Annotated in this window: 13 protein-coding genes; 10 read left to right on the top strand and 3 right to left on the bottom strand. The window is 57.3% G+C overall.

The genetic code is table 11. The features are described 5' to 3' along the window. Nucleotides 1–533: 533 nt before the first annotated feature. Nucleotides 534–983: a hypothetical protein gene (locus Q1B13_RS01605; protein ID WP_299077373.1), complete on the top strand. Its 450-nt coding sequence runs from the start codon at nt 534–536 to the stop codon at nt 981–983. A 260-nt stretch (nt 984–1243) separates the two neighbouring features. Further along, nucleotides 1244–1864, top strand: a complete 621-nt coding sequence (rpsD, locus tag Q1B13_RS01600) for a 30S ribosomal protein S4 (RefSeq protein WP_120631987.1) — start codon at nt 1244–1246, stop codon at nt 1862–1864. A 75-nt stretch (nt 1865–1939) separates the two neighbouring features. Here the strand turns inward: rpsD and Q1B13_RS01595 are convergent, their stop codons facing one another. Then, nucleotides 1940–2221, bottom strand: coding sequence for a DUF1330 domain-containing protein (locus Q1B13_RS01595; RefSeq protein WP_299077370.1), 282 nt, complete (start codon nt 2219–2221; stop codon nt 1940–1942). A 66-nt stretch (nt 2222–2287) separates the two neighbouring features. Here Q1B13_RS01595 and Q1B13_RS01590 point away from each other — a divergent pair, with 66 nt between their 5' ends. Beyond that, nucleotides 2288–3190, top strand: coding sequence for a LysR family transcriptional regulator (locus Q1B13_RS01590; RefSeq protein ID WP_299077368.1), 903 nt, complete (start codon nt 2288–2290; stop codon nt 3188–3190). On the opposite strand, the gene Q1B13_RS01585 is transcribed toward Q1B13_RS01590, so the two are convergent. Beyond that, complete coding sequence (locus tag Q1B13_RS01585) at nt 3191–3652, bottom strand: Lrp/AsnC family transcriptional regulator (protein WP_299077365.1); 462 nt, start codon at nt 3650–3652, stop codon at nt 3191–3193. 102 nt (nt 3653–3754) lie between these two features. Here Q1B13_RS01585 and Q1B13_RS01580 point away from each other — a divergent pair, with 102 nt between their 5' ends. From Q1B13_RS01580 to Q1B13_RS01565, 4 genes are all read left to right on the top strand, one after another. Then, nucleotides 3755–5170 (top strand): aminotransferase class V-fold PLP-dependent enzyme, encoded by a 1416-nt coding sequence (locus Q1B13_RS01580; protein ID WP_299077362.1) that lies wholly within the window; start codon nt 3755–3757, stop codon nt 5168–5170. 64 nt (nt 5171–5234) lie between these two features. Further along, on the top strand, nt 5235–6320 hold the full coding sequence (gene hisC / locus Q1B13_RS01575) for a histidinol-phosphate transaminase (protein WP_299077359.1): 1086 nt from the start codon (nt 5235–5237) through the stop codon (nt 6318–6320). Further along, entirely contained in the window at nt 6317–7234 is a 918-nt protein-coding gene (locus Q1B13_RS01570) for a prephenate/arogenate dehydrogenase family protein (RefSeq protein WP_299077357.1), read from the top strand. The genes hisC and Q1B13_RS01570 overlap by 4 nt, the downstream gene beginning before the upstream one ends. A gap of 65 nt (nt 7235–7299) precedes the next feature. Next, nucleotides 7300–8094, top strand: a complete 795-nt coding sequence (locus Q1B13_RS01565) for an extensin family protein (RefSeq protein ID WP_366870882.1) — start codon at nt 7300–7302, stop codon at nt 8092–8094. Here the strand turns inward: Q1B13_RS01565 and Q1B13_RS01560 are convergent. Then, entirely contained in the window at nt 8091–9098 is a 1008-nt protein-coding gene (locus Q1B13_RS01560; RefSeq protein WP_299077351.1) for a DUF2125 domain-containing protein, read from the bottom strand. The genes Q1B13_RS01565 and Q1B13_RS01560 overlap by 4 nt on opposite strands. 61 nt (nt 9099–9159) lie before the next feature. Here Q1B13_RS01560 and Q1B13_RS01555 point away from each other — a divergent pair, with 61 nt between their 5' ends. From Q1B13_RS01555 to Q1B13_RS01545, 3 genes are all read left to right on the top strand, one after another. Then, the gene (locus Q1B13_RS01555) at nt 9160–9690 is read left to right on the top strand and encodes a gamma-glutamylcyclotransferase (RefSeq protein WP_299077348.1); all 531 of its coding nucleotides are present in this window, start codon (nt 9160–9162) and stop codon (nt 9688–9690) included. Between the two features lie 69 nt (nt 9691–9759). Further along, complete coding sequence (locus Q1B13_RS01550) at nt 9760–10938, top strand: biopolymer transporter ExbB (RefSeq protein WP_298933923.1); 1179 nt, start codon at nt 9760–9762, stop codon at nt 10936–10938. A 3-nt stretch (nt 10939–10941) separates the two neighbouring features. After that, nucleotides 10942–12684: a peptidoglycan -binding protein gene (locus Q1B13_RS01545; protein WP_299077345.1), complete on the top strand. Its 1743-nt coding sequence runs from the start codon at nt 10942–10944 to the stop codon at nt 12682–12684. The last annotated feature ends 7 nt before the right edge of the window (nt 12685–12691 follow it).

Here is a 12691-nt window from a genome sequence, read left to right as displayed (position 1 = left end):
GCGCGCTTGGCACACCGCTGTTACAAACCATCCGCACAGTAGGCGCGGCGGCCCGGAATGATTCCGTCATCAAAGTCCGCGAAAGCTTCTTGGACCTTCGAAGCAGTGTACCGACACATGTCAAGGCGGCCTATGGCGCGGCGCTTTTGGCGGAAATGAGGCGCAGGAATGAGCCTTGTGGCTGAACCGGTTTGCCTGTTGGTTGATCTCTACGATGCGTTCGTCATCAATCAGTTTGGCGATGAGGTTATTGTTTTTGGCCAATGGTCCTCGGCAAGAGCTTGAAAAGGCTTGGCCAATCAAAACCAACCCGCCCAATACAAGCGCTGCGTTCGCTTTCGCCACGTATCGGCCCGGTTTGGGGTGTGAGGCGTACGATACATGAGGCCGGCCAAGCCTCGCCAGTTCCACATCAGTGTTTGAGAAATGTAACATTCTCGCGATTGCTGCAATTGCGTCTCTTTTCCGCCGGAATCTCGACTGATAAGGGGGCGTGCGTAAGTGGTAGTATGTTGAAAGGTGTGAGTGGGCAGATGAGAATCGGGTTCAACGGTCGCGTAGCTATTTCGTGGAAACAAACGGATATTGATGGGCTTGAGGCTGCACCTCTGGCCTATTTGGCTGTTGGGGCGGCATGGTCCTGGCGCGGTCAAGCTATGGTGCTGAGTGAAGCTGTGGAACACAAGCTCGAACAGACCGGGTATGCTGGTGGCGCTGCGTCTCGAACGGGCAGTCGCTTTCCAACGGTCAGACAAGTGCCGGGTCACGTCAGTGGAACAATAGTTTTGACCAACGGTGCTCAGAGCTTTGATGCGGATATTGTTGTTGATTACGACAACATCTACCCGACTTTGGTTTTCGAACATGGATGCCCCCCACGCGATCAGGAGTTCTGGATCAGCGAAGTGACCGAGCAGCCCCTGCCGCAATATGCAGACAAGATAGGCGGATCCGCTGTAATCTCTTTCCCATCCCAAGCCTAGCCGAACAAAAATGTCTTCGGAATTGGCCCCCGCATTTGGGTCGCTGGAATTCGCTATGACAACAGGCCCCTTGGTTTTCTAGATATTTTTGCGACTGCGCCGCTAGGCCTGTTGACTCTGCTGTTACTGCGGATATAAGCCCCGCTTCATTGGTGTTGGTGGCCCTCGCAAGGGGATGCCTGTCATGGGGGAAACCTCAAGAGGACAACGCCCTTCATAGTTGCCCATTCGGGCTTCGATCAAAACGAAGGAGATCAGCCGTGACCAAACGCACGTCTGCCAAGCACAAAATTGACCGCCGGATGGGTGAAAACATCTGGGGTCGTCCGAAATCCCCAGTCAACCGTCGCGAATACGGACCCGGCCAGCATGGCCAGCGCCGCAAGGGCAAACTGTCAGATTTCGGCATTCAGCTGCGCGCCAAGCAGAAGCTGAAAGGCTACTACGGTGACCTGACTGAAAAGCAATTCCGCCGCATCTACGGCGAAGCCGAGCGTGTGAAGGGTGACACTGGTGAAAACCTGATCGGCCTGTTGGAACGCCGTCTGGACGCTGTCGTTTACCGCGCCAAATTCGTTGCGACCGTATTTGCGGCTCGTCAGTTCGTGAACCACGGCCACGTCAAAGTAAACGGCAAGCGGGTCAACATCCCCAGCTACCGTGTCAAAGAAGGCGACGTGATCGAAGTGCGGGACAAGTCCAAGCAGCTGGCTGTTGTTTTGGAAGCTGCGGCTCTGGCTGAGCGTGACGTGCCTGACTATATCGACGCCGACCATTCGAAAATGACCGCAACTTTCGTCCGCGCGCCGGGCCTGGGTGACGTGCCGTATCCGGTTGTCATGGAACCGAACCTGGTCGTTGAATTCTACGCGAAGAATTAATCTTCGCCGAACCAGTCTGAGTTCAGAGCCGCGCCTTCGAGCGCGGCTCTTTCTTTTTTTAAGTACGAATCCGCGTCAGCCCAGCAGAGTGATATCTGATGCGCCAATGCTGTGGCGCAAGGCATGGATTTCAGTCAGTTCGGGATCGTTGATCCAACCAAGCGCGGCCTCCCGGTCTGGAAAAGACAATAGTGCTGCGACGTCCGGCAAATCCGGCGTCCCATCCAGTGGCGTCGGTTCGGCTGTGGCTGTTTCAACCTTGCCACCATGTTGTGCTAGCGCAGCGCCAGCTTTTTCGCGATACGCCGCCAGCGCGCCGGGGTCTTTTACCGTCAATTTCGCAAATGCGTAGATCATGTTCTCAGCTCCTTGGTTGTGCTGAACCAAGTTAGGCGCAGCGCGCTCGAGCAAAAACGCGTGTAAATGCATCTTAGATATGCGAAAACGCATATCATGTTGGCGCATTGGGATGATTATCGAGCGGTATTGGAAGTCGTGCGCGCACGCTCGTTGTCGTCAGCCTCTGACCGGCTTGGGATAAACTATACCACCGTTGCGCGGCGGATCGCGCGGGTCGAAGCGGTCGTTGGCCAAGCTCTGTTCGAGCGTCTGGCTGATGGATATCGCCCAACGGAAGCTGGACTGACAGTGGCCGAGCACGCGGCACATATGGAAAGCGCAGAACTTGCAATGCGCCGCGGGCTTTCAGGGCAGGACACTCGGCTTGAGGGGGCTATGACCCTGACCGCTCCGCAGCTGTTGATCGCTCATGTTCTGGCCCCGGTACTGGATGCATTTAACAGGAAACATCCGGCGATCGACCTGAAAGTACGGGCTGACAATGAGATGCTGGATCTGAACCGGCGAGAGGCTGATATTGCCATCCGTATCAGCCGCAATCCTGGCGACAGCCTCAAAGGGTTGCGCCTGACCGGGCAACACACTGCCAGCTTCGCGACCCAAGCCTGGGTGGAACGCATCAAAGCGGAGCCGCGGGGTGTCGTCGATTGGCTGGTGTATGAGAGATATTCGGAACTGCCGGCTACCGTGCGTCAATCCCTTCCAGGATCGCGAATTCGAATGCGATTTGACGATATGGTCGCATTGTCCGCCGCGGCGCAGGCTGGATTGGGCGCTGTCAGGATGCCGATGTTTTTGGGTCGGTCGCTGCCGGGTTTGGTGCAGATCCCGGGTGTGCCGCCTCAGCCCTACGCCGATATCTGGGTGGTGGCACATCCTGATGTCTGGCCCTCTGCCAAACTTGAAGCCTTCCGATCGATTGCCGTGCCTCATTTTCGCAAGCTGCGGTCGTTGTTTCTGAAGTAATCAAATCGGCAGGGGGCGATTTTCAGCGATTGCTTCCATTGCGAAATACGACGTCACGCTGTCCAGTTCGACTTTTTCGATCAGTCGTTGATAGACCTTGTCGTAGCTGGCCATGTCCTGCGTCACCACTTTCAGTTGATAGTCATAATCTCCACCGATCCGATGAAAATCCACGACCTCGGGGATCGTCAGTACATGACTGCGGAACGCTTGCAGCCAGTCGGCTGAATGGTGTCGTGTTCGCAGCATTACAAAGACCACAAGGGTCAACCCAAGTTTCTCGCGCGCGATCCGCGCATTTGATCCCAGCAACACCCCGTCATCATTCAGGGCCTTCAGGCGACGCCAGCATGCATTTTGAGACAGGCCGACCCGATCAGCCAATTCTCGTTGCGACAGTGTTGCTTCCTTTTGCAGCTCTCGAAGGATGCGTGTGTCAATATGGTCTAATTTCGAGGTCATATCTGATCATACGACACAAAATTTCGAACGTATACGCAAAAATTGACGAAGTTTCTGCGATCCAGGCCAATCATATTGGTTCTACAGTAAGGAGCCTGTGTTATGACCCTGACCAATTTTCGTGCGGAAATCCAATCCACCACTCACAATTCCAGCCTGCGCGATGGGTTGATCGGAGAGAATGTCCTGATCCCGGGTCTGCATGGGGACGTGCCGCTTGTATATGCGGACTACGTCGCCTCAGGCCGCGCGTTGCGGCAGGTAGAAGATTTCGTAGCCGCGCATGTGTTGCCGTTCTATGCCAACAGCCACACCGAGGCCTCTTACTGCGGTTCGTATATGACGCGGCTTCGGCGCGAGGCGCGCGCAGAAATAGCCCGCATTGTTGGCGCACGGGAAGAAGATGCGGTGATATTTGCCGGATCTGGTGCCACTGCTGGGCTCAATCGGTTGGTCAGTCTGCTGGGAGTGCAGGAGGCTGACCAACCGATTGTTTTGATCGGTCCATACGAACACCACTCGAACATCCTGCCATGGCGCGAAAGCAAAGCGCAGGTGATAGAAATACCCGAGGCATCTGGCGGAGGTATTGATTTGCAGGTGTTAGAAGACACCTTGAGTGCAAATTCAGGCGCGGATCTGGTGATCGGGTCGTTTTCGGCCGCATCGAACGTGACTGGGATCATCACCGATCCTGACCCGGTGACACGGCTGCTGAAAGCGCATGGCGCGCTGGCCGTCTGGGATTATGCTGGTGGCGGTCCGTATCTGCCGATGGATATGGGGCCACATGATGCCCGTAAGGATGCAATCGTTGTGTCCCCTCATAAATTTCCAGGCGGGCCGGGTGCATCCGGCGTGCTGGTCGTAAACCGGCCTGCCGTTCAACGCACATGCCCCAGTTGGCCGGGCGGTGGGACCGTTAGCTTCGTCTCGCCCTGGCGGCACGATTACAGCGAAGATCTGTCTGCGCGGGAAGAGGCCGGAACGCCCAATGTCATTGGCGATATTCGTGCGGCACTTGCCTTTATTGTCAAAGACGTGGTTGGCACGGACGAGATCGCCAGGCGCGAAGCTTTGTACAACCGCATGGCGCTGGACGGCTGGAAGGACAATCCGAACCTGACTTTGCTGGGAACGGGCAACCCGCATCGCTTGCCGATTTATTCTTTCCTTGTCCGTGACAATGCCGGACAGCCGGTGCATCAACAACTGTTCACACGGATGCTCAGCGATATCTACGGCATTCAGGCAAGGGGAGGATGCGCCTGCGCGGGCCCTTATGCCCACCGCCTTTTGGACATTGACCAGGCGACCTCGGAAAGATTGCACGCCGAATTGTCGGCCGGGGCGGAAATGAAGAAACCCGGCTGGGTGCGGCTGAACTTCTCGTATTTGATGAGCGAGGAAACGGTCCAATTCATCATCGACAGTGTTAATGAGCTGTCCCACCGGACCGAAGAGTACGTGCCGTATTACAATGCTGATCCGGCGACGGCCCGCTTCAAGGCCGCCTGACGGAATTGCCGCTTTTCTCAACGCCTTGAGACAGGTATGAGGAGCTCAACTAACGGAGCCTCTCATGACCCAAATTACCCCTCAACCCGGCATTATGGACATTGCGCTGTATCAGGGCGGCCAGTCGCATGTTGCGGGGGTGGAACAGGTTATCAAGCTGAGTTCCAACGAAAACCCGTTTGGCCCCAGTCCCAAGGCGATTGAAGCCGCTCGCGACAGCGCGGCCACATTACATCGTTATCCCAACACAGACCACGCGAGCCTGCGCGCGGCCATCGGTGATGTGCACGGGCTTGACCCGGCACAGGTCATCTGCGGTGTCGGCAGCGACGAAGTGCTGCAATTTGTAGCCCAGGCCTATGCGGGACCGGGGGACGAGGTCATCTATACCGAGCACGGGTTTTCGATGTACCCAATCATCGCGCGTATGGCGAGCGCGACACCGGTTATGGTGGCTGAGCGCGACCGAAAGGTCGATGTCGATGCTATTTTGGATGCGGTGACGCCACAGACAAAAATCGTTTTTGTAACCAACCCCGGTAACCCGACTTCGACCATGATTTCCGAAGCAGAATTGGAGCGTCTGGCCCAGGGCCTGCCTGACCATTGTCTGATGGTGCTGGACGGTGCTTATACGGAATTCGTCGACGGGTTTGATGGCGGTGCGTCTTTGGTCGACCGCTTTGAGAACGTGATCATGACGCGGACCTTTTCCAAAGTGTATGGCTTGGGCGGTATGCGGGTCGGTTGGGGATATGCGCGGAAGCCGATTATCGATGTGCTGAACCGGGTACGCCAGCCATTCAATCTGTCGCTGACCGCGCTTGCTGCGGCCGAAGCTGCGATTAACGATACCGAGTTCCTAGAGTTCTGCAAATCTGAGAACGCGCGCCTTAGGGTTTGGATGGCGGATGAACTGGCGAAGATTGGTGTGCCCTCTGATCCATCCAGCACCAATTTCATTCTCGCGCGCTTTGCAGATCAGGCCGAGGCCGAGGCTTGTGACGACCACTTCAAAACGCAGGGTTTGATCGTGCGACGTGTTGCGGGTTACAACCTGCCAAGCGCTTTACGGATCACTGTGGGCGATGAAGAGGCCTGTCGCCGTGTTGTCGCGGCTGTCACTGCGTTCAAAGGGGGCGCTGCATGAGCCAGATTTATGACCGCGTGGCGCTGATTGGTTTGGGCTTGATTGCTTCGTCCATGTACTGGGCGATCAAACGCGCAGGCCTTGCGAACGAGGTTACGGGCTTTGCCCGGTCCACGGCGACCCGGGACACCGCCCGCCGCATTGGGCTGTGCGACCGGGTATGCGACACTGCGCAAGAAGCTGTCCAGGGTGCAGATCTGGTTGTTCTATGCGTACCCGTGGGGGCAATGGCCGCAGTTGCGAAAGACATCGCGCCGGTTCTGAAGCCAGGCGCAACAGTGTCAGATGTAGGGTCTGTAAAGCGCCACGTCATAAAATCTGTGGCTCCGCACATCCCCGAAGGCGTGCATTTTATCCCGGCCCACCCGTTGGCGGGGACGGAACATTCGGGTCCGGAATCCGGCTTTGCCGAATTGTTCGACAACCGTTGGAGTTTGCTGGTTCCAGTCGATGGGTCCGACCCGGACGCCATCGCCCGATTGCGCGCGTTTTGGGAAGGTTTGGGATCAAACGTCGATGAGATGGACGCCGACCATCATGATCTCGTTTTGGCCGTGACCTCTCATGCGCCGCACTTGATTGCTTACACGATGGTGGGTGTGGCCGATGATCTGCGGCGGGTGACCGATAGCGAGGTCATCAAGTACTCGGCAGCGGGCTTTCGTGATTTCACCCGTATTGCTGCCTCTGATCCGACCATGTGGCGCGATGTGTTCCTAACCAACAAGGACGCAACACTAGAGATCCTGGGGCGTTTCACCGAGGAGTTGTTTGCGTTGCAACGGGCAATTCGAACCGGCGACGGTGAGCAATTGTTTGACTATTTCACCCGTACCCGCGCCATTCGGCGCGGTATCATCGACGCGGGTCAGGATACCGATGCGCCGAATTTCGGTCGCGGAAAGGCAAGCTGATGAGAGTTTTGGGGGGAAGACTACTAATCGGAGTTGCAGTCATCTGGGCCTCAGCGCCTCAGGCGATGCCATTGGAACAGTCGTTGATACCGGTCGCACGACCGGCGATCTATTCAGGCGGAGCATCAATTGTCCCCGTCGCCGTCCAGAGCGCGTCGGTCCAAGTGATCGCCATCCCCAAATTGCGCCCTGAATTGCGCCCAGCCTCGCCGCAGGTTGCGGCCTTTACCGCGCGGCCGTCGGATTTGCCCTTGTTGGCACCCGACATATCTCTGATGCCGTACATGCGGCCCAAGTCGCTGGAACAAGAGGTGCTGTTCAAGAAACGGAAATTGCGTAAGAGCTCGGTGTGTGGCGACATCGCTATTCAAGGCAAAGCCGTTGGAAGGGTTCCGGGGAAAATCAAGGCGTGCGGAGTTAAGGACGCTGTTCAGATCACCTCGATCTCGGGTGTGAAGCTAAGCCGCCCGTCGACAATGGATTGCGGAACGGCAATTGCGCTGAACAAGTGGGTGGATAAGTCAGTCAAGCCAACCTTCAAGCGGCGGGGTCCGGTCGTCCAGTTGCAGGTGGCTGCACATTATGCGTGTCGCACCCGCAACAACCGCAAAGGCGCCCGTGTTTCCGAGCATGGCAAAGGGCGCGCCATAGATATCTCGGGTTTTGTGATGGCAGATGGCGAAGTGGTGAGCGTGTATCAGGGATGGCGTAAGAACCCATCCCAAAAACAACTCAAGAAAGTCTGGCGCGGCGCGTGCGGACCCTTTGGTACTGTGTTGGGGCCGAACTCAGATCATTACCACCGCGACCATTTCCATCTGGACACAGCACGCTATCGCAGCGGTCCATACTGCCGCTAGCGCAGGATCAGGCGAGGGGCAGGCCCAAGTGGCAGCGGCCCCAACGCGACGAATCCATCGCGAAAGTTCAGCTGCAGATCCAGCGCATTGGGGTTGCCACCCAAGCCGGCCAGAAAATTCAGGGCGCGCGTCACTGGGTCAACGGCCTGATCGGGCAGGGCGCCCGCAGCATTCGCCATTGCGATCATATCGCGCCAGTTCTCTGCTTTGATCGCGATCTCGCCAGTTGGGATACCCTGGGTGTCGACATCAAGCTCTCCGGCCGCAAACAACCTTAACTCGCCCCACTTGATTTCAGCCAGATTCAGATCGATTTGCGTCGGCTGCGGGCGGCTCTGCTCTAGCGCGGAGCGGTCCCATGGCTTGTCGAACGTGGCGACCATATCCAACTCCAGCGTATCGAACGCCTGCGGTAGCGACGCGGCTGACTTCATCAGGTTGCGCAGGTCATCCCCGGGCGTGAAGCCGTCCACTTTCCCCGAAATCATATAGGCCTCGGGAACGGCCGTTTGCTCCATGATAAGCCCGAGTGTGCTTCCGGCGGCCAGCGTTTCTGTGTCTTCGGTGATCATCCATGGCCCGGCAGTCAGGGCCATTTTCTCAAGCATCAAGGCAACGCCGGGCTGCAATTGAAGCTCGGCCTGAAGCGCATCTGCCTCAATGGTTGAAGTCTGATCATAGTAGGACAAGCGCTGAGGCGTTTCGGCAAAGCGCAAAACCTGCCGTCCGGGCCAGATTGCGGGGCTTTGGAATTCGATCCAATCCGCGCTCCAGGCCGTGCCGTTCACCGGATCCGCCAGCGCAGGATTGTTCAACCGGGTGAGATGATGCGCGGGATATCCAGCGGTGGCGACATCCGAGAAATCGGCCTGCCAGCCCAGGTCTTGCTGTTGGTCGAACCAGCTTGTGATCGCATTGCGCAGGCCATACCCGGCAACGAACCAGTAGGCGCTCCATGCGAGAGCCGCAAAAATGATCACTCGTATCAGACGGCGCATGCGCATTGGCCCTTTTTCCTGCTTTGGATTTGATGTTTATAGGCCGAAACGTGCAAGGACCAGTGCAATGACGATGTGGGTTTTCGGTTATGGATCTCTGCTGTGGAATCCGGGCTTTCCGGTGGCCCGCAGCGAACGCGCGACGTTGCACGGTTATGCGCGGTCATTTTGCATGAGCTCGATCCACCACCGCGGGACAGAAGAAAACCCGGGCCTTGTCTTGGCGTTGGACGAACAGGCCGAGGCTCAGTGCAAAGGGTTGGCTCTGGCGGTGGAATCCGGGCACGAAGACCTTACATTGCAAGAACTACGCGAACGCGAACTAATCTCGTCGGCCTATGTTGAACGAATGCTGGATGTTCATCTGGATAATGGCGAGGCCGTGAATGCCGTGACATATGTGATTGATGGCGATCATGTTCAATATTGCGGCGGTATGCCGTTAGAGGATCAGGCCCAGATCATCGCCCATGCGGTTGGCGGGCGCGGCCCTAACACCGAATATCTGTACAATACAGCCGAACATCTGACCGAGATCGGCTTACACGATCCGGATCTTGAGTGGTTGTCGCAACGGGTGCGCAAGCTTACCGCATAAACTCTTGGCGTCACCGGCGTAATTTCGCTAGATTCGGCCCAGAGCAGGCAAATATCGGGAACAACGCGCATGGCGCAGGCACATCAGGGCGCGAGACCCCATTTCTCGCATCCCATTCGGCAGATTGTGATGATGTTGATCGCAATCGGCCTTGCAGGGCTGGGGATATTCATGGCGCTGCCCTATGTGCTGCCGGTGTTTTTCGCGAACCCGTATCTGAACGGGTTTATTCTGTTGGTCTTTGTTATCGGTGTGTTCGCCTGTTTCTATCAGGTCACGCAGCTTATCGGCTCGGTCCGATGGATCGAGGCATTCGTTGGCGGGGTGGTCCGTGAAGACGCCCGCACGCCTCAACTGTTGGCACCGCTGGCGTCGCTTTTGCGGGAACGGGGCGCACGGTCTCAGATCAGTTCAACATCGACACGCTCGATCCTTGATTCCGTGGCGGAACGGGTCGAGGAAGAACGCGAGATTACGCGCTATATCACCAACGTCCTGATCTATCTGGGTCTTTTGGGAACGTTTTTCGGTCTGGCCACGACCGTGCCGGCCATTGTCGACACTATCCGCAGCCTTAATCCGCAAGAGGGCGAAGAAGGGCTGGCCGTATTCAACCGCCTCATGACCGGGCTTGAGGCGCAGTTACAGGGTATGGGCGTCGCCTTTGGCTCGTCTTTGCTGGGTCTGGCCGGGTCACTGATTGTCGGCCTTCTTGAAGTGTTTGCCGGGCACGGCCAAAACCGTTTCTACCGTGAGCTGGAAGAATGGCTGTCTGGTATCACCCGCGTCGGATTTGCCTCGGGTGAGGATGGCGGTGCCGAGATTGCTGTGCTGACGCCGGTTCTTGATGCGATGTCAGAACAGATGGATGCGTTGCAGTCGATGTTTATTTCGCAGGAAACTGAGAGGGCAGACGTTTCAGCAAAGCTAAGCCAATTGGTTGATGTAATTGGTGACATGAACTTGCGTCAGGCAGACAGCGAAGGCGTGACTGCCGCGCTGGAACGGATCGCGTTGGGCCAGGACGCGTTGTTGGATCATTTGCGCGATCACGGGTCAGGCGAAGGGATTGATGCCGAAAGCCGCATGCGCTTGCGATCCATGGATGTCCAATTGCTGCGCATTCTGGAAGAGATTTCCGCCGGACGGCAGGAAAGCATGAACGAACTGCGCAAGGATCTTGAACTGTTAGTCAAAGCGATGACACTGCCGCGCGGCGCGGTGCGCACCGCGCCGGAAGGGGAGTAACCCATGGCGCTCTCCCGCCGCACCGGCCAACGATTCCAAGGCTCTATCTGGCCCGGCTTCGTGGATGCGATGACGGGCTTGCTGATGGTGCTGATCTTCGTGCTGACCATCTTCATGGTGGTACAGTTTGTTCTGCGTGAAACCATCTCGGGGCAAGAAGATGAGTTGACGGCCCTGTCAGATGAAGTGGCTGCGCTAGCGGGCGCGCTTGGTCTGGAAGAACGCGAAAATAGTCGATTGGAAGCTCGACTCGGGGCGCTTACGACGACACTCTCGGAGGCCGAAGGTGACTTGGCGCAAGCGCAGTCACTGATCGCATCACTGACGACCGAGAGGGACCGGCAAGCGGCGGCATTGGATCAGGCCCAAACCCGTATCACGGATTTCGAAGCGCAGGTCGCGGCCTTGTTGTCTGATCAGGAACGGGCGTTGGGTGATATCGCTGCTTTGGAAAACCAGCGTGAACAACTACTTAGCGCGCAAGAAGCGCTGAACCTTGCACTTACCCAAAGCCGGGACGAGATTGACGCACAGGCTGAAGCAGCGCGTTTGGCGGCGTCCCGTCGCGAGGCACTGGAAGCACTGATTGCTGATCTAGAGCAATCCGAAGCGGAACGTGTGGCCCAGATTTCAGAACTGGAACAGAACCTGAGCGACGAAGAAGCGGCCCGCTTGGCGGAAGCTGCAGCTGCGGAAAACCTGCGCAATCGGTTGCAGAACGCAGATGCTGAGTTGACGGCCATGACCCTTGCGCTGGAGGCGCAGCGCAAGGAGGCCGAGGAAACCCTGACCTTGTTGGCTGCTGCGCAAGCTGCCAGAGCTGAGCTTGAACGCCAGTTTGGGGAACTGAACAACGAGGAACTACAAGCGCAGTTGGAGGCCGCTCTTGCGGCGCGGACACAGGCGCAAGTCGACGCGGATGAGCAAAGATCATTAGCGGATCAACGAGAGGCCCTGCTGGCCGTCGCGCGCGAAACAATTTTGGCAGAGAAGACAATCTCCGCTAAAGCACAACGCGAGGCTGCCTTGTTGAACCAACAGATCGCAGCTTTGCGAGGACAGCTGGGGTCTTTGCAGGCCCTGCTGGACGACTTCGAGGAGCGCAATGCAGCCTCAGAAGTTCAAATTCAGACATTGGGTCAGGACCTGAACGCGGCATTGGCACGGGCCGCCTCGGAAGAGCGTCGCCGCCGATTGCTGGAAGAGGCCGAGCGTCTTCGACTTGAGGCGGAAGCGGAATCCCTTGCCGGTGAAAATCAGGAGCTGACGGCGCAGGCCGCAGACCTTGAACGCTATCGCTCCGAGTTTTTCGGCAGGTTGCGCGATGTTCTGGGCAATCAGGAGGGCGTTCGGATCGAGGGGGACCGGTTTGTCTTTTCCTCGGAAGTTCTGTTCGATACCGGCTCGGCGGTTTTGTCAGCGGAAGGGCGTCAGGAAGTCGCCAAAGTGGCCAACATCTTGCGTGGTGTGGCGGCCGAAATTCCATCCGGCCTGAACTGGGTCATTCGGGTCGACGGTCATACGGATAACGTGCCTTTGGGCGGTGGTGGTCGATATCGTGACAACTGGGAGCTTAGCCAGGGTCGTGCCTTGTCAGTGGTGCGCTACATGGTCGACGCGCTGGGCATACCGCCGAACCGATTGGCGGCCAACGGGTTCGGCGAGTTCCAACCCGTCAACCCGGCCAACACGCCCGAAGCCCGGGCGCAGAACCGTCGGATCGAGCTGAAGCTCACCGAACGATGAAATCGTT

It is taken from the genome of uncultured Ruegeria sp., from assembly GCF_947489545.1.
Taxonomy (GTDB): Bacteria; Pseudomonadota; Alphaproteobacteria; order Rhodobacterales; family Rhodobacteraceae; genus Ruegeria.
The sequence above is the reverse complement of the archived record's forward strand: the minus strand, read 5'-3'. Positions and strand labels throughout refer to the sequence as shown.